Source organism: Bradyrhizobium sp. HKCCYLRH3059 (assembly GCF_051168035.1).
Taxonomy (GTDB): Bacteria; Pseudomonadota; Alphaproteobacteria; order Rhizobiales; family Xanthobacteraceae; genus Bradyrhizobium.
Map to the genome: position 1 here is coordinate 408,490 of NZ_JBNPUF010000007.1, position 22,594 is coordinate 431,083.

Annotated in this window: 23 protein-coding genes and 1 pseudogene; 17 read left to right on the forward strand and 7 right to left on the reverse strand. The window is 64.3% G+C overall.

The window, feature by feature from the left end; genetic code table 11:
* Positions 1-54: 54 nt before the first annotated feature.
* The gene (locus ACQR13_RS23560; RefSeq protein ID WP_316166054.1) at positions 55-876 is read left to right on the forward strand and encodes a quinoprotein dehydrogenase-associated SoxYZ-like carrier; all 822 of its coding nucleotides are present in this window, start codon (positions 55-57) and stop codon (positions 874-876) included.
* A 20-nt stretch (positions 877-896) separates the two neighbouring features.
* Here ACQR13_RS23560 and ACQR13_RS23565 read toward each other — a convergent pair whose 3' ends face one another.
* On the reverse strand, positions 897-1,256 hold the full coding sequence (locus ACQR13_RS23565) for a hypothetical protein (RefSeq protein WP_315713197.1): 360 nt from the start codon (positions 1,254-1,256) through the stop codon (positions 897-899).
* 86 nt (positions 1,257-1,342) lie between these two features.
* Between ACQR13_RS23565 and ACQR13_RS23570 the strand changes: the two genes are divergently transcribed.
* The 4 genes from ACQR13_RS23570 to ACQR13_RS23585 are packed head-to-tail and all read left to right on the forward strand — an operon-like array spanning position 1,343 to position 4,144.
* Positions 1,343-2,323, forward strand: coding sequence for an ABC transporter substrate-binding protein (locus ACQR13_RS23570; protein WP_316166053.1), 981 nt, complete (start codon positions 1,343-1,345; stop codon positions 2,321-2,323).
* Positions 2,323-3,060 (forward strand): ABC transporter permease, encoded by a 738-nt coding sequence (locus ACQR13_RS23575; RefSeq protein ID WP_315810548.1) that lies wholly within the window; start codon positions 2,323-2,325, stop codon positions 3,058-3,060. The genes ACQR13_RS23570 and ACQR13_RS23575 overlap by 1 nt, the downstream gene beginning before the upstream one ends.
* Positions 3,050-3,760 carry an ABC transporter ATP-binding protein gene (locus ACQR13_RS23580; protein WP_316166051.1) on the forward strand — a complete coding sequence of 237 codons (711 nt, stop codon included), beginning with the start codon at positions 3,050-3,052 and terminating at the stop codon, positions 3,758-3,760. Before ACQR13_RS23575 ends, ACQR13_RS23580 begins: the two co-directional genes overlap by 11 nt.
* A 36-nt stretch (positions 3,761-3,796) precedes the next feature.
* On the forward strand, positions 3,797-4,144 hold the full coding sequence (locus ACQR13_RS23585) for a hypothetical protein (RefSeq protein ID WP_434863280.1): 348 nt from the start codon (positions 3,797-3,799) through the stop codon (positions 4,142-4,144).
* A 30-nt stretch (positions 4,145-4,174) separates the two neighbouring features.
* Here ACQR13_RS23585 and ACQR13_RS23590 read toward each other — a convergent pair whose 3' ends face one another.
* Entirely contained in the window at positions 4,175-4,387 is a 213-nt protein-coding gene (locus ACQR13_RS23590) for a hypothetical protein (RefSeq protein ID WP_315713207.1), read from the reverse strand.
* A 214-nt stretch (positions 4,388-4,601) separates the two neighbouring features.
* Between ACQR13_RS23590 and ACQR13_RS23595 the strand changes: the two genes are divergently transcribed.
* Positions 4,602-4,910: an EthD family reductase gene (locus ACQR13_RS23595; RefSeq protein ID WP_315713209.1), complete on the forward strand. Its 309-nt coding sequence runs from the start codon at positions 4,602-4,604 to the stop codon at positions 4,908-4,910.
* A 149-nt stretch (positions 4,911-5,059) separates the two neighbouring features.
* On the opposite strand, the gene pqqA is transcribed toward ACQR13_RS23595, so the two are convergent.
* Both pqqA and ACQR13_RS23605 read right to left on the reverse strand, forming a co-directional pair.
* Complete coding sequence (pqqA, locus tag ACQR13_RS23600; protein WP_009031067.1) at positions 5,060-5,140, reverse strand: pyrroloquinoline quinone precursor peptide PqqA; 81 nt, start codon at positions 5,138-5,140, stop codon at positions 5,060-5,062.
* A 217-nt stretch (positions 5,141-5,357) separates the two neighbouring features.
* Positions 5,358-5,630 (reverse strand): hypothetical protein, encoded by a 273-nt coding sequence (locus tag ACQR13_RS23605; protein WP_315752808.1) that lies wholly within the window; start codon positions 5,628-5,630, stop codon positions 5,358-5,360.
* Between the two features lie 384 nt (positions 5,631-6,014).
* Between ACQR13_RS23605 and ACQR13_RS23610 the strand changes: the two genes are divergently transcribed.
* Genes ACQR13_RS23610 through ACQR13_RS23620 form a run of 3 tightly spaced genes read left to right on the forward strand, consistent with a single transcriptional unit; the run spans position 6,015 to position 8,981 of the window.
* Positions 6,015-7,679, forward strand: coding sequence for a methanol/ethanol family PQQ-dependent dehydrogenase (locus ACQR13_RS23610; RefSeq protein ID WP_315752807.1), 1,665 nt, complete (start codon positions 6,015-6,017; stop codon positions 7,677-7,679).
* 25 nt (positions 7,680-7,704) lie between these two features.
* Positions 7,705-8,046 (forward strand): c-type cytochrome, encoded by a 342-nt coding sequence (locus ACQR13_RS23615; protein ID WP_434863281.1) that lies wholly within the window; start codon positions 7,705-7,707, stop codon positions 8,044-8,046.
* Positions 8,046-8,981: a substrate-binding periplasmic protein gene (locus ACQR13_RS23620; protein ID WP_315825463.1), complete on the forward strand. Its 936-nt coding sequence runs from the start codon at positions 8,046-8,048 to the stop codon at positions 8,979-8,981. Before ACQR13_RS23615 ends, ACQR13_RS23620 begins: the two co-directional genes overlap by 1 nt.
* Before the next feature lie 20 nt (positions 8,982-9,001).
* Here ACQR13_RS23620 and ACQR13_RS23625 read toward each other — a convergent pair whose 3' ends face one another.
* Positions 9,002-9,949: a helix-turn-helix domain-containing protein gene (locus ACQR13_RS23625; RefSeq protein ID WP_315713217.1), complete on the reverse strand. Its 948-nt coding sequence runs from the start codon at positions 9,947-9,949 to the stop codon at positions 9,002-9,004.
* A gap of 406 nt (positions 9,950-10,355) precedes the next feature.
* On the opposite strand from ACQR13_RS23625, the gene xoxF5 reads away from it, so the two are divergent.
* The 7 genes and pseudogenes from xoxF5 to ACQR13_RS23660 all read left to right on the forward strand — a co-directional run.
* A complete protein-coding gene (gene xoxF5 / locus ACQR13_RS23630) occupies positions 10,356-12,158 on the forward strand; it encodes a lanthanide-dependent methanol dehydrogenase XoxF5 (protein ID WP_316192880.1) in 1,803 nt (600 codons plus the stop codon).
* 132 nt (positions 12,159-12,290) lie between these two features.
* A complete protein-coding gene (locus ACQR13_RS23635; protein WP_315713645.1) occupies positions 12,291-12,770 on the forward strand; it encodes a c-type cytochrome, methanol metabolism-related in 480 nt (159 codons plus the stop codon).
* Positions 12,771-12,848: 78 nt separating this feature from the next.
* Positions 12,849-13,958 carry an S-(hydroxymethyl)glutathione dehydrogenase/class III alcohol dehydrogenase gene (locus ACQR13_RS23640; protein ID WP_315752806.1) on the forward strand — a complete coding sequence of 370 codons (1,110 nt, stop codon included), beginning with the start codon at positions 12,849-12,851 and terminating at the stop codon, positions 13,956-13,958.
* Between the two features lie 33 nt (positions 13,959-13,991).
* Positions 13,992-14,555: an S-(hydroxymethyl)glutathione synthase gene (gfa, locus tag ACQR13_RS23645; RefSeq protein WP_315713222.1), complete on the forward strand. Its 564-nt coding sequence runs from the start codon at positions 13,992-13,994 to the stop codon at positions 14,553-14,555.
* A 360-nt stretch (positions 14,556-14,915) separates the two neighbouring features.
* Positions 14,916-15,368 (forward strand): (2Fe-2S)-binding protein, encoded by a 453-nt coding sequence (locus ACQR13_RS23650; protein ID WP_315741262.1) that lies wholly within the window; start codon positions 14,916-14,918, stop codon positions 15,366-15,368.
* Between the two features lie 2 nt (positions 15,369-15,370).
* Positions 15,371-17,704 (forward strand): molybdopterin cofactor-binding domain-containing protein, encoded by a 2,334-nt coding sequence (locus ACQR13_RS23655; RefSeq protein ID WP_434841399.1) that lies wholly within the window; start codon positions 15,371-15,373, stop codon positions 17,702-17,704.
* A gap of 105 nt (positions 17,705-17,809) precedes the next feature.
* Positions 17,810-18,133, forward strand: a pseudogene (locus ACQR13_RS23660) (acetamidase/formamidase family protein); the annotation flags it as partial.
* Positions 18,134-18,141: 8 nt separating this feature from the next.
* Here ACQR13_RS23660 and ccoG read toward each other — a convergent pair.
* Together ccoG and ACQR13_RS23670 are read right to left on the reverse strand one after the other, a co-directional pair.
* Positions 18,142-19,623 (reverse strand): cytochrome c oxidase accessory protein CcoG, encoded by a 1,482-nt coding sequence (gene ccoG / locus ACQR13_RS23665; protein ID WP_434863282.1) that lies wholly within the window; start codon positions 19,621-19,623, stop codon positions 18,142-18,144.
* Between the two features lie 355 nt (positions 19,624-19,978).
* Positions 19,979-20,773 carry a fumarylacetoacetate hydrolase family protein gene (locus tag ACQR13_RS23670; protein WP_315752802.1) on the reverse strand — a complete coding sequence of 265 codons (795 nt, stop codon included), beginning with the start codon at positions 20,771-20,773 and terminating at the stop codon, positions 19,979-19,981.
* Positions 20,774-21,734: 961 nt separating this feature from the next.
* Between ACQR13_RS23670 and ACQR13_RS23675 the strand changes: the two genes are divergently transcribed.
* Entirely contained in the window at positions 21,735-22,349 is a 615-nt protein-coding gene (locus tag ACQR13_RS23675; RefSeq protein ID WP_434841401.1) for an SOUL family heme-binding protein, read from the forward strand.
* The last annotated feature ends 245 nt before the right edge of the window (positions 22,350-22,594 follow it).

Genomic DNA, 22,594 nt, shown 5'->3' on the forward strand with positions numbered 1-22,594 from the left:
GCGGCGACGCGCTATGATCGTTAATTCACCCGACTGCCCGAGGAGGATTGCGCCATGATCCGGCTCCACCTGCCGTCCACCCTGCTTCTCGGGGCATGCCTCGCGCTTGCGTTCGCACCTGCGAAGGCCGCTGATGGTTACGATCCCTGGCCGGGACTGGTCCAGGACATCTTCAACAACAAGGCGATGCAGGACGGCACCAATGTGCTGTCGATCGAGATGCCGACGCGCGCCGAGGATGCCTCGGTCGTTCCGGTCACCCTGCGCAGCAAGCTGTCGCCCGCCGACGAGCGCCGTATCAAGACCATCACGCTGGTGATCGACCAGAATCCCGCGCCGATGGCGGCCAAGTTCACGCTCGGCGCGGACGCCAATGTGACCGCGATCTCGACGCGGGTCCGCGTCAACAACTACACGGATGTGCATGCCGTGGCCGAGCTGACGGATGGTCAGCTCTATGTGGTCAAGACCTTCGTCAAGGCGTCCGGAGGCTGCTCGGCGCCGGCGGCGAAGAATCCGGACGAGGCCAAGGCGCGCATCGGCCAGATGCGCTACCGGCAGTTCACGCAAAGCAGCGACGGCGCCACGAGCGGCATCCGCGAAGCGCAGGTCATGGTCGGGCATCCCAACAATTCCGGGCTCCAGATGGATCAGGTGACGCAGCTCTACATTCCGGCCTTCTTCATCGACCGGCTTACGCTGTCGCAGGACGGCAGTCTGGTGCTGTCGGTCGAAGGCGGCATCTCGATCTCGGAGGATCCCAACATCCGCTTCACCTACGTGTCGAACGGCGCCAAGCAATTCCATGCGGAGGCGAAGGATACGCAGGGCCACGTGTTCGAGCACGATTGGCCGGCCGACGGTTCAGGAACTTGATGCGGCAGAGCGGCAGCGCTTCAGAAGCATCTCACTTCGGCTTCGGCCTGCGCCCGGCGGAGATCGTTCAGCGCGTTGGCCGCCTGCTCGGACGTGCGGAACTGGGTGCCGAGATTGCTGTGCACCTGGGACATGCTGAGGACGGTCTCGGCCGTGACGTAGCGCTCATAGGGAATGATCGAAGCGATCACGTCGATCGAGCAGGAGCACTGCGCGATCGCCTCCCTGGTCTCGCCATTCGCCTTCATGCAGCCGAACACATATTCGGCCCGCGCCGAGGTCGGATAGTCGTTGAGCTCCTCGGCACGAGCCGGCCCGCACAGCGCAATCGTGGCAATGAGGGTGGCGACAATCGGTCCTACCGGAACAGCACTACGCATCACAGTCCTCCGCGGCATCGCAGCCGAAGCTATGCTAAGGGAATGAGGCTGAAAAGAACACATCTCGAGGAAATGCAGACGGGCTCATGACGCAGATCGGTCGTTTGTTGATGGCGATTGTCGCCTGCGCCCTGCTGCCGGTCACGGCATGCTGCGCCGCCGAGGCCGTCAAGGTTGCGGTGCAAAAGACCGGCACCTTCGCCTGGGAGCTGGCCGTGATCCGCGCCCGCCAGCTCGACAAGCAGGCGGATATCGCGATCGAGGCGATCGAGCTCGCGAGCCCGGAGGCCGGCAAGATCGCGCTGCGGGCCGGCAACGCCGACATCATGGTGTCGGACTGGCTGTGGGTGTCGCGCGAGCGTGCGCTCGGCGCCAAGCTCACCTTCTATCCCTATTCGAGCGCGCTCGGCGCCGTGATGGTGCCGGCGACCTCACCGATCAAGACGCTTGCCGATCTGAAGGGACGCAAGCTCGCGGTGGCCGGCGGCCCGCTCGACAAGAGCTGGCTGCTGCTGCAGGCCACGCTCAAGCGCGACGGCGTCGATCTGAAATCGCAGGCGACGATCACCTACGGCGCGCCGCCGCTGCTGGCCGCCAAGCTGGCCGACGGCGAGATGGATGCGGGCTTGAACTACTGGAATTTCTGCGCAGCGCTGGAGGCCAAGGGCTTCCGCCGGCTTGCCGGCGTCGAGGACCTGCTGCCGCCGTTCGGCGCCAAGGGCCGCACCGCGATGATCGGCTACGTCTTCGACGAGGACTGGGCCGCCAAGCATCGCGATCTCGTGACACGGTTCCTGTCCGTCACGGCCAAGGCCAAGGAGATCCTGGCGACGTCGGATGCCGACTGGCAGACGATCGCGCCGCTGACCGGCGCGCCTGATGAGGCGACGTTGCGCGCCTATCGCGACCGCTATCGCGAGGGCATTCCGCACCGGCCGATCGCCGAGGAAGAGGCCGACGCCCGCATCCTCTACAGCGTGCTGGCTTCGATCGGCGGCCGCGATCTGGTCGGCCCATCTCCAGAGCTCAGTCCCGGCACCTACTACAGGGCGGATGCGAGGGATTAGTGCTGCGCTTGTTGTCCTTTGCGCTTCTGCTCGCCACCTGGTGGATTGCCGCGGCTGTCGCCGGCAGCGCCAAGCTGCCATTGCCATCGGCCGTGCTTGCGGTTGCGGTGACGGAAGCGCGGTCCGGCGCGCTGTTTCTGCATCTCGGCGCAACGCTCGCCCGCGTCGCCCTCGCTTTCACTCTGTCAATGGCACTCGGCTCGGCAATCGGCTTTTTGATGGGGCGCAGCCAGCTCGCCAACCGCCTTGGCGATCCCTGGCTGATCCTGCTGCTCAATCTGCCCGCGCTGGTGGTGATCGTGCTCGCCTATATCTGGGCCGGTCTCACCGAGGTCGCTGCGATCACGGCGATCGCGATCAACAAGCTGCCGACCGCCGTCGTCACCTTGCGCGAAGGCGCCCGCGCGCTCGATCCATCGCTCGACGAGATGGCCAAGGTGTTTGCCTTTTCGCGCGGACGCATCCTCCGCCATGTCCTGCTGCCGCAGCTTGCACCTTATATTGCGGCGGCCGCGCGCTCCGGCCTTTCATTGGTCTGGAAGATCGTGCTGGTCGCCGAACTGCTCGGACGGCCCAACGGCATCGGCTTCGAGATCGGCGTCGCCTTCCAGCTGTTCGACATTCCGCTGCTGCTCGCCTACTCGCTCAGCTTTGCCGCCGTGGTGCTGGTGATCGAGGCCGTTATCGTCCAGCCGTTCGAGCAGCGTGCATCGAGGTGGCGGCTCCGTGCGGCTTGAGGTCGATATCAGGTCGAAGAGCTACACCAGCGCCAATGGCAAGCGCCAGGAGGTGATCGCGGGCATTGCCTTTGCGCTGCAGCGGGGCGAGGTCGGCGTCGTCGTCGGCCCCTCCGGCTGCGGCAAGAGCACGATGCTGCGGATCCTCGCCGGTCTGGACAGCGACTATCAGGGCCATGTATCGCGGCCCGAGGGAGCCCGGCTGGCGATGGTGTTCCAGGAGCCGCGGCTGCTGCCGTGGCGATCCGTCGAGGCCAACGTCCGGCTGGCAGCGCCCGATGTCGCGGAGGACAGGCTGGCCGCCATCTTCGGCGTGCTCGAGCTCGAGGGACATCGCAGCCATTTTCCAGGCGAGTTGTCGCTCGGCCTCGCCCGCCGTGTCGCGCTGGCGCGCGCCTTTGCGGTCGAGCCGGATTTCCTGATTCTCGACGAGCCGCTGGCTTCGCTCGACGACGCGCTCGCCGCGCGGCTGCGCGAGGAGATCGCGACGCTCGTGGCCTCGCGCCCCATGATCACGCTGCTAGTCACGCACAGCATGGACGACGCGGCACGGCTCGGCGACCGGATCTTCCTGCTGTCCTCACGCCCTGCCCGCCTGCTTCATTCAGTCCCGATCGACCTGCCGCGCGCGCAGCGCAACAACGACGTGGTCGCGACAATCAAGGCCGATGTGGCGCGACTGGATTTTTCCGTGTCATAGTCATGGCAACGGACATCGGACCCCAGGGAAAACGCCATGAGACGCGCATTCGCCGTGACGGCGATCATTCTGTTCGGCACCCCGCTCGCGGCCGCCGCACAAAGCAAGGGCATTCGGCTCTGGAATCTGACCACCGCAACGATGACCGGCTTTCAGCTCTCCCCGGCTGGCCAGAACAATTGGGGACCGAATCAGACGCTGAACGACAAGGACAAGGAGCTCGATCACGACGAACGGCTGAAGCTCACCGGAGTCGAGCCTGGGCGGTACGACGCCAAGGTGAGCTATGCCGGCGAGCGGCAGTGCATTGTTCGCGGCCTCGAGATCAAGGCCGACGCCGTGGTTTCGGTCGCCGACAAGGACCTCGAGGAGTGCACGAAGTAAGCAGCCAGCGTGCCGACGGCCAAGCCGGCCTCAGGCCTTGTCGTTGCTGTGGGGATATTCGCAGCGCCATCGCACTGCAGTCCATTTCGGGTGCTCGCCGATCCACTGGGCGATGTAGGGCGGCGCCTTCATCGCGCATTGCTGCAGCGAGGCGCCGCCATCCGCGAAAACGAGATGCTGCTCCTCGCAGGTGGCCGGAGACAGGACTGCGCAAACGGTGATGACGAGATCGATGGAGCTCATGGCTCGTTGTCCTTCGATAAGCCTGAAACAGCTTATCTGAAACTACGACATCCGGCTGCATCAGTTTCTCCTCGCGCAACAAATTATGCAGCGGAACCAAGGCTGGAACGACTATCCCTGGGCGAAGCCGCCCCTGACGCTTGATCCGAACCGGCAGATCGGCTGCAATGGAAGCGGTCGATCGACCTCAAAAGAGCGAATGCGGAGGAAGCAGATGCCCAAGGTTCTCGTACTCTACAAGACCCCCAAGAGCGCCGAGGCGTTCGACAAACACTATATGAACGTCCATGTGCCGCTGGCGAAGAAGATTCCCGGTCTGAAGAGCTACGATATCAGCCGGGGCCCGGTGAATGGGCCGGCGGGAGCCACCAACATCCACCTCGTTGCCACCCTGATATTCGATTCGATGCAGGCGCTGCAGGCGGGAATGGGCTCTGCCGAAGGCAAGGCGGCGGCGGGCGATCTGCCCAACTTCGCCGATGGCGGCGTCGACCTGTATATCTTCGACACGCAGGACGTTTGATCGTCACCAACGTTCGGCGGTGTGCCCGTCATACCCGATCGGCCGAGAGGCCGGTCGCCGGGACGATCTCGCGGACCGTCCATCGAATGGATCCGCCAAGCCAGTCAGAAGCGAATTGCGCTCCTCGTGGCTTGGCAGATCGCTACGCGTTACTTGCGCGCAGCACAGGCGTACATGTTGATTTCCATGCCAACCGGCACTTCGACGATCTTCGGTGTCTTCCAGGCCATTTCAAGCTCCCAAGTTCGACTATCATTGACTGACGCATTGCTCGCGCCAACATCGAAGCTAGGACCGCATCGGGGGGAACGCAAGGCTCCACAACCGTGGAGCATTTCCCCAGCGGTTGTCGATCGATTGAATGAAACAAAATCCAGCCGCCTGGCTGGACGCCGTTCCGCCTCAATCCTCGTAGGACGTTGCCCCTGAGCGGGACGGCATCTTCCCTCACGCACCGCCCGGCTGCACGTAGCAGAACACATACCGATTGCGGCTCAGGAAGATGATGCCGTGCCCCGTCGGATTTCCCCTGTCCCACTTCAGCTTGTGATCGGGGACCTCGATCTCGGTACCGACATCGATATGCGGGCGGCCACGCGGCTCATCGGGACGGTCATCGGTAATGATGACATAGGTCTTGCCGTCGCGGACATGGATCTCATCGGCAAAGTAGGCGTCGGCCTCACCGCAGCACGATGCCGTCGGCACGTCAGGCTGCATCAGCGCCTCGTACCATTGACGCAATGCAGGATCGACCGCTCCCCACTGACCGAGATCACGCGCACTCGCACTCACCCAAAGGCAACAAAGCATGCCGAGCCAAAGGATGGTTCGTCTCATCCGCCTACTCCTCTGTTATCCCGGCATGATGCGGCGAAGCAATGTTTGTGCCGCAACGCAACATCGGAGCGGTGCGATCATGCCGACCCAGATCCGCGAGCAGAGACAACGGGGATCGGCTGCTCTGTCCCGATCGAACGAGGACGGCTTCCCGATGCGCAGAGGGCGGTTGCCACCTTTTCGTATTGACGGTTCCCGATTTCGAGCGGAGTGTTGTGCCCGCAGCGTCAGGATAGGCGCGCATAAAAATCTCGGAGGAAATGAATGAAGCGGATCGCGCTGGCCGCAGGCCTCGCTATTTTTGCATCACATGGTGCAAGCGCGCAGAGCGCCGATCAGTTGGTCAAGGGTGCAACTGATACGGCGAACGTTCTCAACTACGGCATGGGCTACAATCTGCAGCGGTTCAGCCCGCTCACCCAGATCAACAAGGACAACGCCAAGAACCTGGTGCCGGTCTGGAACTACAGTTTCGCCGATGACCGCAGTGAGGAGTCGCAGCCGCTGGTGTACCAGGGCGTGCTCTACGTCACGACCCACAATGCGACGATGGCCGTCGACGCCAAGACCGGCAAGCAGATCTGGAAAAGCAAGATCGACTATCCCGCCGAGACGCCGCGCGTGGTCTGTTGCGGCATCATCAATCGCGGCGCCGCGCTGTACGACGGCAAGGTGTTCCGGACCACGCTCGATGCCAACGTGATTGCGCTCGATGCCAAGACCGGCAAGGAGCTGTGGCGTCAGAAGGCCGCTGACATCAAGGAAGGCTACTCGATGACCGTCGCGCCGCTGGTCGCCGACGGCGTCGTACTGACTGGCATCTCCGGCGCCGAGTTCGGCACCCGCGGCTTCATCGATGGTTGGGATCCGGCGACGGGCAAGCATTTGTGGCGCACACACACGGTCCCAAGCCCGGATGAACCCGGCGGCGACACCTGGAAGGGCGACACCTGGAAGCTGGGCGGCGGCTCGACCTGGATCACCGGCTCCTACGATCCCGAGCAGAACACCGTGTTCTGGGGCGTCGGTAATCCCGGACCGTTCAACGCGGCGGTGCGCCCGGGCGACAACCTCTACACCTGCTCGGTGCTCGCGCTCGATCCGAAGACCGGCAAGATGAAGTGGCACTTCCAGTTCTCGCCGAACAATCCGTTCGACTACGACGCGGTCGCGGAGATGGTGCTCGCCGACATGAACGTCGAGGGTAAGCAGACCAAGGTGCTGATGAACGCCAACCGCAATGGCTTCTTCTATGTGCTCGATCGCACCAATGGGAAGCTGCTCGCGGCCAACCCCTATGTGAAGGTGAACTGGGCCTCCAGCATCGACCTGAAGACGGGCAAGCCGGTCGAGACCGATGTGACGCGCGATGCCCGCGAGGGCAAGAAGGTCACGGTCTATCCGTCGATTCTCGGCGGCAAGAACTGGGAGCCGATGTCGTTCAATCCGCAAACCGGGTTGGCCTACGCCAACACGCTCGTGTTCGGCGGCCACTACAAGACCGAGCCTGCGACCTACAAGGCCGGCGAGTGGTACCTGGGCATGGACCTGACGGATCTGTGGGATTGGCCGGAAGGGCCGCGCGGTCAGCTCAAGGCCATCGATCCGATGACCGGCAAGACCAAGTGGGAGCAGCCGAGCGACATCCCGCGCTTCTCCGGCGTGCTGTCCACGGCAGGCGGCGTGGTGTTCTCGGGCAAGCTGACCGGCGAGTTCGAGGCTTTCGACGCCGACAGCGGCAAGAAGCTGTGGCAGTTCCAGACCGGCTCCGGCATCGAAGGCCAGCCCGTCACCTGGCAGCAGGATGGCGTGCAGTATGTCGCCGTCACCTCAGGCTACGGCGGCGTCTACTCACTGTTCTCCGGTGACGAGCGCCTCGCCAACGTTCCGGCAGGCGGCTCGCTGTGGGTCTTCGCGGTCAAGAACTGAGTGCGGATTGCCCGTGAGACAGAACATGTTCATGAAAGCGGCGGCGGCCTTCGCCGCCGTCGTGGCGATGTCGGCCGTCCTGTCGACGACTGCCCTCGCCCAACAACAAGATGGCAGCGCCGCACATAGCCAGCTGGACATCGGCAAGACGACGTTCGCTCAGAAGTGCTCGCACTGCCACGGCCCCAACATGGTGAACTCCGGCACGGTGACGCCCGACCTGCGTCGGTTTCCCGATGACCAGCCTCGTTTCGTCACCACGGTGAAGCAGGGCAAGAACGGTCGCATGCCGCCCTGGGGCGACATTCTCAGCGATGACGAGATCACCGCGCTGTGGGCCTATGTCTCGAGCCGGAGAGCGCAGTGATGCGCCATCTCTGCCGTTGGCTGACTGCCTTGATGATCTCGACAGTGTCGTCAGCCGCCTTAGCCGCTGACGACGTGCTGCGCATCTGCCTTGACGAAAATCTTCCGCCGCTCTCGGTCCATCATCGTGGCAAGCCCGGCAACGGTTTCGACGTCCTGCTCGGTCAGGCAATCGCCGACCGCCTTGGCAGAAAGCTCGAGATCCAGTGGTACGAAAGCAAATTGGACGAAGATTCCAGTCCAGCGCTGGAGGCGAACGCACTGCTCTCGGACGGACGCTGCTCGCTGCTCGGCAGCTATGCGTTCACCCAGGACGGATTGGTCGCGCCCGGCGTCAAGACAGCCAAGCTGCCGGACTTCGATGGCGCCACCCGCGACGACCGCCGCCGCCGCGTTCCGCTCGGCACGCTGATGCCGAGCAAGCCATACATGTTCTCAACACTGACCGTCGTTCTCGGACCTTCCGCGAAACAGCGCCCGATTACCGACATCGGCGACCTGGCAGGGCTGCGGCTGGCAATCGAGAGCGGCACGTTGGCGGATGCAATCCTGATGACGTTCGACAAGGGACGGCTGATCGACGACATCACGCATTTGATTCCCACGCGGGATGATCTGCTCGGGGCGCTCGAACAGGGCAAGTTCGATGCGACCCTGCTCGATGGCAGACGTTTCGATGCGTATCGGGCGGCTCATCCCGACACCAGGCTCGGCGGGTCGGGCTACAGCTATCCGATCGGCGTGAACCGCGGTTATGTCGGGCTGACCAGTTCGGCCGAACTCATCGCATCGGTCGACAAGGCCTTGACGGAACTCGACGCTTCCGGGGCCCTGGCGAATCTCGGTCGGTCCGCCGGACTGACCTACCTTCCACCGCGCGAGCCGGTGATTCTCGGTGATGCATTCCAGAGGATCATCCGGAGCGGCGCACGCTAGCGCGGCTACCTCACGACCGCTCAGCGGGCCGCAGTCTTATGAACCGACGACGGCACGACGCCGAAATATTTGCGGAAGACACGGCTGAAGTGCGACGAACTCGAAAAACCCCACGAGAACGCGACATCAGTGATGGTCTTGCCGCTCTGCGTCTCCAGTTCCTGCCGGCAATGCTGAAGCCGGGCCCGCCAGATGTAGTCGCTGACCGTCATGCCACGGTCGCTGAACACCATGTGAAGGTAGCGCTTGGTGCACCCCAGAGCCGCCGAAATCTGATCGATGCACAGATCGGGATCGCGCAGATGCTCGCGGATGAAGGCTTGAGCGCGGATATAGACCGCCTCGGGTCCCGCCCGATCCAGCATTCGATCGGCTTCACGCAGCGGCAACAGCAACAGATCGATGAGCGATTCGGCGACGCTGACAGCCGAGTTGGGCGAAAGCCGGGTCGCCTCATCGAACGCGGCATGGGTGACGTCATGCGCAATCCGACCGGTCCCGCTCCGCGCAGACAGCTTGTATGCAGGCATCTTTTCCGACCGGAAGCCGCGTTCCTGCAATAGCTCCTTCGGCACGATCACGACGTCATGGCGGGTCAGCGCGGGGCTGATGATGGTGTGCGGTAACGAGACGTCATAGGCGAGACAATCGCCCGGGCCGATCTCGATCTGGCGGCCATCCTGCTCGAAATAGGACGTTCCATAGGTCTGGAACAAGATCTTGATGTAGGGATGTGCGGCCTTTTGCGCACGCGCATAGGTATGCGCAATACGGTGCTGGCTGGCCTCGATCTGGCAGAGCTTCAGGCGCGACACCGTCGTGAAATTGATGCGCCCCTCGAATGAGGCGCCCTCCAGCGGATCGACATCGAAACGTCCGCACAGGTCGGTCAGTGCATCTGACCAACGCTGGATCTGGCTCTTCGGTGAGAATCCCGAAGTATTAAGCGAGCGGATCGTGTCGGACATGTTTCATCCACCGATTCATGATCGAAACGCAACGGGTCCGCCGCCGGACGGCGAACGAGACTGTAGCAAGATTGCTCCCATTTTAAGGCCGCGGCTTTCGCGGCGCACTTCGTTCCATAACTTCCCCCGGATGATCCTCCGCCTTCGTCTCTGTAAGGTCAAGGGAAACGTCAACCTTCGGTGGAACCGCGGTGCTGCAAATTGATGCTCCGCAGCAAGAATGGCGCTCATGTTGCGGACCAGCAAAGCAAAATCTCCTTCAAAAACTTCTATTCGCTTCACTCTTGAGCAAGCTCTTTTCTCTTTTGGGCAAGTTTCCCGGTCGAGAAGTGGATATTCAATGATGCCGAAAACGAATACTGGGCCGCGTGCTGCGGAACCTCAGTTGAACCCGGGAGGAAAGACGATGCGAAGAGTGCTACTCGCAACATGTCTGACGTCAGTCGCGGCGCTTGCCGCGGGTGGCGCGTGGGCCAGTGAAGAGCTGGTCAAGATGTCGGCCAACCCGAAGGACTGGGTGATGCCGGCGGGAGACTACGCCAATACGCGTTACTCCAAGCTCAATCAGATCAACGCTCAGAACGTCGGCAAGCTGCAGGTCGCGTGGACCTTCTCCACCGGCGTGCTGCGCGGCCACGAAGGCGGACCGCTCATCATCGGCAACTTGATGTATGTGCATACGCCGTTCCCGAACAAGGTGTATGCGCTCGATCTCGCGCAGGACAACAAGATCGTCTGGAAGTACGAGCCCAAGCAGGATCCGAACGTCATTCCGGTGATGTGCTGCGACACCGTCAACCGCGGCGTCGCCTATGGGGACGGCAAGATCTTCCTGCATCAGGCCGACGACAAGCTGGTGGCGATCGACGCCAAGACCGGCCAGCACGTCTGGACCGCCGTCAATGGCGATCCGAGCAAGGGACAGACCGGAACCTCGGCTCCGCTCGTGGTGAAGGACAAGGTGTTGGTCGGCACGTCCGGCGGCGAGTTCGGCGTCCAGTGCAGCATGACCGCTTACGATATCAAGAGCGGCAAGCAGGTCTGGAAGGCGTACTCCGAAGGTCCGGATGACCAGATCCTGTTCGACGCCAACACCACGGCGCTCGGCAAGCCGGTCGGCAAGGACTCGAGCCTGAAGACCTGGCAAGGCGATCAGTGGAAGACCGGCGGCGGCTGCACCTGGGGCTGGATCTCCTACGATCCGCAGCTCGACATGGTCTATTACGGGTCGGGCAATCCCTCGACCTGGAATCCGAAGCAGCGTCCCGGCGACAACAAGTGGTCGATGACAATCTTCGCCCGCCATGCCGACACCGGCGTCGCGAAGTGGGTCTATCAGATGACGCCCCACGACGAGTGGGACTATGACGGCGTCAACGAGATGATCCTGTCCGACCAGTCCATCAACGGCCAACCGCGCAAGCTGCTCACGCACTTCGATCGTAACGGCCTCGGCTATACGCTCGACCGTGCCACGGGCGAGTTGCTCGTTGCCGAGAAGTTCGACCCGAAGGTGAACTGGACCACCGGCGTCGACATGGACAAGAACTCTGCGACCTACGGCCGTCCCAAGGTCGTCGATCAGTACTCGACCGACAAGCAGGGTGAGGACGTCAACACCAAGGGCATCTGCCCGGCGGCGCTGGGCACCAAGGACGAGCAGCCGGCGGCCTACTCGCCGGACACGCAACTGTTCTACGTGCCCACCAACCATGTCTGCATGGACTACGAGCCCTTCAAGGTGAGCTACACCGCAGGTCAGCCCTATGTCGGCGCAACCCTGTCGATGTATCCGCCGGCGGGTGAGACCCATATGGGCAACTTCATCGCCTGGGACGGCAAGACCGGCAAGATCGCCTGGTCGAACAAGGAGCCGTTCTCGGTGTGGTCGGGTGCGCTCGCGACGGCCGGCGGCGTGGTATTCTACGGAACGCTCGAAGGCTACCTCAAGGCGGTCGATGCCAAGACGGGCAAGGAGCTCTACAAGTTCAAGACCCCGTCCGGCATCATCGGCAACGTCACGACCTACGAGGCGAACGGCAAGCAGTACGTCGCCGTCCTCTCGGGTGTCGGTGGCTGGGCCGGCATTGGTCTCGCGGCGGGTCTGACCGATCCGACTGCCGGTCTCGGTGCCGTCGGCGGCTATGCCGCGCTGAGCAACTACACCGCTCTCGGCGGCGCGCTCACCGTGTTCTCGCTGCCGCAGTAAGCCAGGTACCTGCCTCCGGCGCATGGATCTCGTCCATGCGCCGGTTCGCCTGTTCCAAAAAATTATGGGAAAACGCCCTTGCGTAGAATCTGGTTTGCGGTCGCCACGGCTCTGTTCCTGGCAACCGGCGGGATGACTGTCGCCGAAAATGCCTGGGCGGAAAGTCCGGGAGATCCTGCGGCCGTCAAGTCCGAGGACGGGAAGTACTTCGATAAGGATGGCAATCCGACCTACAAGGTGGGCGCCGACGGATCGGTCGACTGGTACACCTACTCCGGATACCGCCGCTATCATTCCGAATGCCACGTCTGCCACGGGCCCGACGGCATGGGATCGACTTATGCGCCTGCGCTGAAGGACTCGGTCAAGACCATGAGCTACGGCGATTTCATCGGTGTCATCGCCAGCGGCCGCAAGAATGTCAGCACGTCCCAGGAGAACGTCATGCCGGCTTTCGGCGACAATCCGAACGTGGCCTGCTACATGGACGACCTCTACATCTACCTGCGTGCCCGCGGCAATGACGCGGTAGGACGCGTTCGCCCGGCCAAGCACGAGGACAAACCGCCAGCCTATACGGAAGCGGAGAACTCCTGCATGGGCAAGAAATGACTGACGACGGGGACCGCGGCTGAACAGTTTCCCTGGGCAGCGTCGCGGGCTCAAGAGAATGAAAGAGGAGTTTGAGACATGAAGACGCGCGCCGCGGTCGCTTTCGAAGCCAAGAAGCCGCTGGAGATCGTCGAGGTCGACCTCGAAGGGCCGAAGGCCGGCGAGGTACTGGTCGAGATCAAGGCCACCGGCATCTGCCACACCGATGCCTACACGCTCGACGGTTTCGACAGCGAGGGCATCTTCCCCTCGATCCTCGGCCATGAGGGCGCCGGCATCGTGCGCGAGGTCGGCCCGGGCGTGACCTCGGTCAAGCCCGGCGACCACGTCATTCCGCTCTACACACCGGAATGCCGCCAGTGCAAGAGCTGCCTCAGCCGCAAGACCAATCTCTGCACCGCGATCCGCGCCACGCAGGGCAAGGGCCTGATGCCCGACGGCACGTCGCGCTTCAGCTACAAGGGCCAGGCCATCTACCACTACATGGGCTGCTCGACCTTCTCCAACTTCACCGTGTTGCCGGAGATCGCGGTCGCCAAGATCCGCGAGGACGCGCCCTTCGACAAGAGCTGCTATATCGGCTGCGGTGTCACCACCGGCGTCGGCGCGGTCGTCAACACGGCCAAGGTCACGCCCGGCTCGAACGTCGTGGTGTTCGGCCTCGGCGGCATCGGGCTCAATGTCATTCAGGGCGCCAGGATGGCGGGGGCCGACAAGATCATCGGCGTTGACCTCAATGACAGCAAGGAGGAATGGGGCCGCCGCTTCGGCATGACCCATTTCGTCAACCCGAAGAAGGTGACCGGCGACATCGTCCAGCACCTGGTCGCGCTGACCGACGGCGGTGCCGACTACACCTTCGACTGCACCGGCAATACCACGGTGATGCGCCAGGCGCTGGAAGCCTGCCATCGCGGCTGGGGCGAATCGATCATCATCGGTGTCGCCGAGGCCGGCAAGGAGATCGCGACCCGCCCATTCCAGCTCGTCACCGGACGCGTCTGGAAGGGCACGGCGTTCGGCGGCGCGCGCGGGCGCACCGACGTTCCCAAGATCGTCGACTGGTACATGAACGGGAAGATCGAAATCGACCCGATGATCACCCACACGCTCAAGCTCGAAGACATCAACAAGGGCTTCGACCTGATGCATGAGGGCAAATCGATCCGTTCCGTCGTCGTGTTCTGACCCCAAGCACGCAAAACTGAGGAGGATTGCGCCATGACTGTCCACATCCATCCGTCCGTCGATAACGGCGTCAAACAGGGAAGCGGCCATTTCGCCGGCGGCACGCTGGTCTGCAAATGCCACGACCGGCCGGTCAAGGTCGGCATCAAGGGCGATGTCGCGCATAACCACGCGTGCGGCTGCACCAAATGCTGGAAGCCCTCCGGCGCGACCTTCTCGGTCGTTGCCGTGGTGCCGCGGCAGAACGTCACGGTGCTGGAGAACGGCGACAAGCTCAAGATCGTCGATCCCTCCGCCGTCATCCAGCGCTATGCCTGCACCGGCTGCGGCACGCATATGTATGGCCGCATCGAGAACACGGGCCACCCGTTCTACGGCCTCGACTTCATTCACCCCGAGCTGTTCCAGGAGCAGGGTTCGGCCGCGCCGGGCTTTGCGGCCTTCGTCTCCTCGGTGATCGAGTCGGGCGTGAAGCCGGAACAGATGGGCGAGATTCGGGCGCGATTGAAGGAGCTGGGGCTCGAGCCCTATGACTGCCTGTCGCCGGCCCTGATGGATGCGATTGCCACCCACGTGGCGAAAGCAAAGGCGGCCTGACGGCCGCCACGGACCAAGCGTACAACTGAAGCGTTCCTTCCTGAAGACTTGGTGCCTCGCCTGCCCCACGCCGGCGAGGCATTCTTTTTTTGTCGCCGCTTTGGTCAGGCGGCCGCCATTGTCGTCGGCGCATCGCCCATTGTTCCGTATTTGCATTGCAGCGGGCTGCACGCGCAGCGCTCGTCTGCTCTGACACCACACGCGCCTGTGTAGACCGATGCCTGTCCCGGTCTGCTATCATCAGTAGTCTTCCGACAACTCTCAATTGATCCGGCGCGTGCACGTAAGGACATGTGGTCCCGCGCGCGTCCACCAACGATCAGAACCAGCGACCATTGGTCCGACAGAGCGAGGGCGAACATGATCAAGGTGAAAATCAACGGACAGGAGCAGAGCTGGGATGGCGATCCGAGCCTGCCGCTGCTGTGGTATCTGCGCGACGAGCTGGGTTTGACCGGAACGAAATACGGGTGCGGCGCAGCGCTGTGCGGCGCCTGCACCGTGATAGTCGACAAGGAAGCGGCGCGCGCCTGCATCACCGCAGTGTCGGATGTCGCGGGACGAGAGGTCACCACCATCGAAGGTCTGCATCCGACCGGAGATCATCCGGTGCAGAAGGCATGGCGGCAGGTCAACGTGCCGCAATGCGGCTTCTGCCAGGCCGGGCAGATCATGCAAGCGGCCGCACTCTTGAACGAGAATCCCAAACCGTCGCATGACCAGATCAGGGATGCGATGGCCGGCAACATCTGCCGCTGCGGCTGCTATCAGCGCATCGAGAATGCGGTCCATCTGGCCTCGACGGGGGTGTGATCATGAACATCATCGCAAATCCCGACATCGCAAAGTCCGCGTCTCGCCGCGGCTTCGAGCGCCATCTCAAGGTCGAGAACGTCTCGCGCCGTACCATCCTGCAGACGCTGGGCCTCGCGGGCGGGTTCGTGCTCGCGGCTCCCTTGCTGTCGCGCCCGGCGTTTGCCGCCTATGAAACCGGCGCCGGCAAGATGCCGCACGGCACCGTGGTCGATCCCAAGGTTTTCGTTTCGATCGCCCGCGACGGCATCGTGTCGATCCTCGCCCACCGCTCCGAGATGGGCACAGGCGTGCGTACCAGCCTGCCGCTGATCGTGGCGGAGGAGATGGAAGCCGACTGGTCGCGCGTGCGCGTCGTGCAGGCCCCCGGCGACGAGGTGAAGTTCGGCAACCAGGATACCGACGGTTCGCGCAGCACGCGGCATTATCTGCTGCCGATGCGACAGATCGGCGCCATGGCGCGGGCGATGCTCGAAGCCGCGGCGGCCCAGCGCCTCGGCGTGCCGCCGAGCGAAGTGAAAGCCGTCAATCATGAGGTCGTGCACAGCGCCAGCGGCCGCCGCCTCGGCTTCGGCGAGCTCGCGGCCGATGCCGCCAGTCTGCCGGTGCCTGCGGTTGACACTGTGCAGCTGAAATCGCCGAAGGACTTCCGCTATCTCGGCAAGGGTCAGGTCAGCATCGTCGATCTGCACGACATCACCGTCGGCAAGGCGCGCTACGGCGCCGATGTCCGCCTGCCCGGCATGAAATACGCGGTCATCGCCCGGCCACCGGTGACCGGCGGCAAGGTCAAGTCGTTCGATCCGGCCGAGGCGCTGAAGGTGCCCGGCGTCGAGCAGGTGATCGAGGTCAAGGGCTGGCCCTGGCCGTCGAAGTTCCAGCCGCTTGGCGGCGTCGCGGTGATCGCGCGCAACACCGGCGCCGCGATCAAGGGCCGCGACGTGCTCAAGATCGAGTGGGACGACGGCGCCAATGCGAGCTACGACTCTGTCGCCTATCGGGCCGAGCTCGAGGCCGCCGCGCGCCAGCCGGGCCTCGTCGTACGCGAGGAAGGCGACGTCGAGGCCGCGCTGAAGTCGGCCGACAAGGTGATCACCGGCGAGTACTATCTGCCGCATTTCGCCCATGCCAGCATGGAGCCGCCGGTCGCGGTCGCCGACGTCAAGGGCGACAAGGCCGAGATCTGGGCGCCTGTGCAGAGCCCCGGCGGCACGCACGAGGATGTCGCCAAGACGCTGCAGATCCCGCCGGAGAACGTGACCGTCAACGTCACCCTGCTCGGCGGCGGGTTCGGGCGGAAGTCCAAATGCGACTTCGCGCTCGAGGCTGCCCTGCTGTCGAAGACGCTGGGCGCACCGGTCAAGGTGCAGTGGACGCGCGATGACGACCTCCATCACGATTTCCTGCACACCGTGTCGGTGGAGCGCATCGAAGCCGGGCTCGACAAGAGCGGCAAGGTGGTGGCCTGGCGCCACCGCAGCGCCGCGCCAACCATCCTGTCGACCTTCGCGGCGGGCGCCGATCATGCCGCGCCGTTCGAGCTCGGCATGGGCCTCGTCGACATGCCGTTCGAGATCGCCAACATCCAATGTGAGAATCCCGCCGCCAAGGCGATGACCCGCATCGGCTGGTTCCGCTCGGTCTCCAACATCCCGCGCGCCTTCGCCGTGCAGTCGATGGTCGGCGAGATCGCGCACGCGACCGGCCGCGACCAGAAGGACACGCTGCTCGATCTGATCGGCACTCCGCGCGTCCTGAAGCTCGCCTCGGTGAAGGATCTCTGGAACTACGGCGAGCCCTACGAGAGCTATCCGATCGACACCGGCCGGCTGCGCCGCGTCGTCGAGTTCGTGGCCGAGAAGGGCAATTGGGGCCGCTCGGTGCCCAAGGGCCACGGCCTCGGCATCGCCGCGCATCGCAGCTTCGTCAGCTACATCGCCACCATCGTGGAGGTGTCGGTCGACGACAAGGGCAAGCTCGTGGTGCATCAGGTCGACACCGCGATCGACTGCGGCACCTTCGTCAACCCCGAGCGCATCGCCTCGCAGCTCGAAGGCGCCGCGATCATGGGGCTGAGCCTCGCCAAATATGGCGAGATCAGCTTCAAGAATGGCCGGGTGCAGCAGCGCAACTTCGACGACCATCCGGTGGTCCGAATCGACGAGGCGCCGCTGGTCACCAACGTGCACATCGTGCCCGTTGATCCCGACACGCCGCCGAGCGGCGTCGGCGAGCCGGGCGTGCCGCCATTCGCGCCGGCGCTCGCCAACGCGATCTTTGCCGCCACCGGCAAGCGCCTGCGCGCATTGCCGATCGGCAATCAGCTCGCGACGTGAGCTTGCAGCAATCAGCAGATCATCGGCCGGAGCGATCCGACCGATGATCACGCCAGAAGAAGCAGGATCAGTCAGCGCCCGTAGCGCACCGAGGCATAGCGGCCGATCACGGCGGACGGCGAGGTTTGCATCACCGCGCTCGAGACCGGCGTCACCGGCACCTTCCGCCTCACCGTGCGCAAGGACATGGACATCACCTGGCCGTTCGCCGAGAACGCCACCCACCTGATGTCGATCGGCCTCGACGAGGATCTCGATGACGCCGCCAAGCAGGCGGTGCGCGAGATGGTCAAGCACGTCTGCGCCCGCACCAACCTGTCGCGCAACCAGGCCTACATGCTGTGCTCGCTGGCCGGCAATCTGCGCGTCACCCAGCTGGTCGACGGCAACAAGGGCATCCACATGCTGCTGCCGAAATCCTATCTGTAGGCCCTCCTCTACCGGTTCACGAAGCGGTCGCGCGCGGTCAGCACGACCTGGCCGTTGGCATCGACCGCCTGGAAGGTAACATCGGCATCCACAGACTCGGGCATGGTCAGCGTCACCCGCAGCGCCTCCGAGCCGTCCGGCTCGACCTCGATCGCATCCGCCGCCGCATGGCCGACGATGGCGAGCGCCGCATCGATGCCGCTGATGCCGAGCCTGAAGCTCTGCACGGCGGACGACTTGTTGAGCAGCTTCACCGTGTAGCCGTTGCGCACCGAGCCATCCGACAGCCGCACCGACATCGGATCGCGATCATGCTGCACCGACAGCACGGCGGTGGTCTTCGTGACGAACGAAACAGCGATCACGCCGGCCACAGCGACGCAGGCGAGCGCGAGCCCGATCGTCTTCGGCCGCACCAGCCGTGAGACACGCGGCTCGCCGACACGGCCACGCTCGATGTTGCGCCAGCTCTCGTAGTCGATCAGGCCGCGCGGACGGTCGAGCTTGGCCATCACGCCGTCGCAGGCATCGACGCAGAGGCCGCAATTGATGCAGGCGAAGCTCGGCCCCTGGCGGATGTCGATGCCGATCGGGCAGACGGCGACGCAGGCGCCGCAATCGACGCAATCGCCGGCCGGCAGCCCCTGCGACCGCGCCTCGGCGGCCTTCTTCGCCGACATCCGGGTCTCGCCGCGATAGTCGCGATAGTTCACCGTGAAGGCTTCCGGATCCCAGATCGCGCCTTGAAGACGCGGCCACGGGCACATGAAGGTGCAGACCTGCTCGCGCGCGAAACCGGCGAGGCCATAGGTCGTGCCGGCGAACACCAAGGTCCAGGTCAGCGCGGTCGCCGACATCTCGCCATGCAGGACATCGCGCACCAGCTCCGGCGCATCGGTGAAGTAGAAGATCAAGGTGCCGCCGGTGCCGAGCGCGATCGCCATCCACAGCGCGTGCTTGGTGGCGATCTGTGCGATCCGCCGCGCCGTCAGCGGCGCGCCGACGTTCTTCAGCCGCTGCCGGCGGTCGCCCTCGACCAGGCGCTCGACCAGCAGGAACAGGTCGGTCCACACCGTCTGCGGACAGGCGAAGCCGCACCACAGGCGGCCGGCCAGCGCGTTGACCAGGACGAGGATGAACGTCGCCAGCAGCATCGCCGCGGTGATGAGATAGAGATCCTGCGGCCAGATCTCGGCGGGGCCAAGATAGAGCTTTCCGTGGGCGAAATCGAGCAGCACGGCTTGGCCTGGCGCATTCGGCCCGCGGTTCCAGCGGACGAACGGCGTGATGTAGTAGACGGCGAGCGTCAGAACGAGAATCAGCCATTTCAGCCGCCGGATTGGCCCCTTGACGCCTTGCGGAACCACCGGGCCGCCAGCGCTGCGCAACGACCGTGCCGGGCCGCGGGCCTGACCCTGGCCCTTGCTTGGGCTCTGGCCCTGCGCCATGCGCCGCGTCTTGGCGTGATCGATCTCGATGGTGATGGCCACGGCTGCCCTCGTTTCGCTCGGCTGATGCAGGGCAACGATAGGCGGCGGTGCTCGGCGGCTCTTTGTCGGGCCACAAACTTGCGAACGGCTGGCAGCGCCTGTTTGCGCGGGAACAACGATAGTTCCCGTCCGGCAGGCGATGAGAGGCGCGGCGCCGCGAGCGCCACGGCGGCAGTCGCAGCATCCGGAGGGATGGCTGGGGCTGCCGCGCTTGTTGGATAGCGCGCGTAGCGACGCTCGCTGCTCGCCTCTCCCCGCGCGCGGGGAGAAGGCGCGTATCGGTATTGCGGCGGCGACTTCCGTTCCGATCGGCAGCGTCAACGTGCTGCACACGACGTGTGGTCCAGCCCCTCTCTCAGACGATCTTGATCGACATGTCCGGCAGGCCCTCGAGCTTGCACAAGAGCACGTCGCCCTTGACGACCGGGCCGACATTCTCCGGCGTGCCGGAATAGATGATGTCGCCGGCCTTCAGCTCGAACGCCTCGGACAGTTTCGCGATCTGCTCGGCGACGCTCCAGATCATCTTGGTGAGGTCGGAGTTCTGCCGGACCGTGCCGTTGACCGCGAGCGAGATCGCGCCCTTGGTGAAGTGGCCGACCTTCGCCACCGGATGGATCGGGCCGAGCACGGCGGCATGATCAAAACTCTTGCCGATCTCCCATGGCTTCTTCTCGGCGGCCATGCCGTTCTGCAGGTCACGGCGGGTCATGTCGAGGCCGAGCGCGTAGCCATAGACATGATCGAGCGCGGACTCGGCGGGAATGTTGGTGCCGCCGGATTTCAGCGCCGCGACCAGTTCGACCTCGTGATGATAGTTCTTGGTCAGCGACGGATAAGGATGATCGGCGACCTCGCCGATCGCGACGTTCTGGATCGCGTCGGTCGGCTTCTGGAAGAAGAACGGCGGCTCGCGGTTCGGATCGGAGCCGCGCTCGATGGCGTGCGCCGCGTAGTTGCGGCCGATGCAGTAGATGCGGCGGACGGGGAACACACCCTGCTCGCCGGCGATCGGAATGGTGGTCGCCGGCACGGCGAAGATCGGCTTCGGCCCGGCCTGTGCCGCGGCAGGGTAGGTGTCCGTCATGATCGCAGCCGCTGCGGCGGCGCTGCCGGCGACGAGGAGATCGCGGCGTGAGGTGTCTGCCATGGGTTTCCTCCTGGGATCAGCCGTTGCGGCCGGCTGATTTGTTGGTGGTGGCGCGCCAGCATCGGCGCCCCGCTCAACTGATAAGCATATCCAATATGCCAGCGCCACCATGCGCGTACGCGCCGTCGCCCTCGCAGCGCAACACGCGCCCGAAGCGATGCTCGAGACCCTCGCCGGAAACGCGAGGGCGCAGGGAAGGCCGGACCTCGACTGAGGCCCGTGGCCCGCCTGCGGAAAAAATGCAGGCGGCAGGAACCACAGGTTCAGCCGGACAGACCCGGCCTTCCCTGCGCGATGGGTGAACGTCTGCTCCGAGCTCTCCCCGGGGACCGGCTTGTTTGCCCCCGTCACCTGCGCAACCCGTCAGGTCGGCATCAGGCTTGGCGCCAGCATCGGGGCGCCAGGACCACACGGCTTGAACGTCCGCGAGCTGACAGTCGTCTTGCGCAAAAGCGCCTGACAGACCCGCGGCCACCGCTCCCCGCCTCAACGTATCGTGACGACGCGTACGCCCCTCTGCATGAGGCGGGATGGAGGGAGGAGAGCATATCTTCCGATAAAACGAAAGTTGGAAATTTTTACGCCGAGATCTGGACAGAGGCGATCGCGCTGAGCGCGCTGCGGAATTTTCGTTTTCGGCGCAGGCACGATCTGGATCATGAGAGGGGTTGCGGGGCGGTGGATCTTGTCGCGCCCGAGCCCGAGTCGCCCGACGGGCATGCACCGCCATCGGCACGCGCGTAGCCCGGATGAGCGCAGCGACATCCGCGGGTCCCCTACGCCTCGTGCGATCCCGGATATCGCTGCGCTCATCCGGGCGACGCTACAGTCGGGCGTCGAAGGACGACCGCAGGCGGGCAGCCGGCACGTGATCTGCCGGACCTTCGCTCGCGTTTCCTCGTTATTCAAACCTGACGGCGCAACCGCCATGACCGAGCCGACACCACCGAGGAGACGCCGCATGCTGATCTGGCTCGCAGGCGCCACCGTGCTTGTCCTCGCCGGCGCCGCCATTGCCGCAGGGCCGCTCATGAGCCGGGTCGAACATCCCAGATACGACGTCGTTTCGCGCGATGGCGACTTCGAAATCCGCGCCTATGCACCGATGATCATCGCGCAGGCCGAGGTGCAGGGCGCGCGCAAGCCGGCGATCGAGGAAGGCTTTCGCATCATCGCCGGCTACATTTTCGGCGCCAACCGTGCGAAAGCCAAGATCGCGATGACGGCACCGGTGCAGCAGCAGGCCAGCGCCACCATCGCGCCCGCCGATGGCGTCGCCAGCGACCGCTGGAGCATCAGCTTCGTGATGCCCTCGAACTGGTCGCTCGACACTCTGCCGCCGCCGGCCGATGCCCGGATCAAGCTGACGGCCCAGTCTGCGCAGCGCATGGTCGCGATCACCTTTTCGGGCTCCACCTCCGACGGCATCATCGCCGACAAGACTCGCCAACTGCGCGACTACACGCAGCGCAAGGGGCTGACCGTCACCGGATCGCCGCTGCTCGCGTTCTACAATCCGCCCTGGATCCTGCCGATGCTGCGGCGGAACGAGGTCATGCTGGCGTGTAGTTGCTAAAGCGAGATGAGAGAGAGCGGCCTGATTTTGTAGTCAAGGTCGGCTCGCAACTGTCACCACGACGCGCAACGAGCTCCCTCTCTGGCTTTGCCGAGCCCTCTCCTCGGTCATTCCGGGGCGCGCGCAGCGCGAACCCGGAATCCATCCTTCAGCACGTCGCGCGGCTCGATGGATTCCGGGCTCGTCGCGCTGGCGCGCGCCGCCCCGGAATGACGCGAAGATCAAACGCGCCAGAACCCATGTCG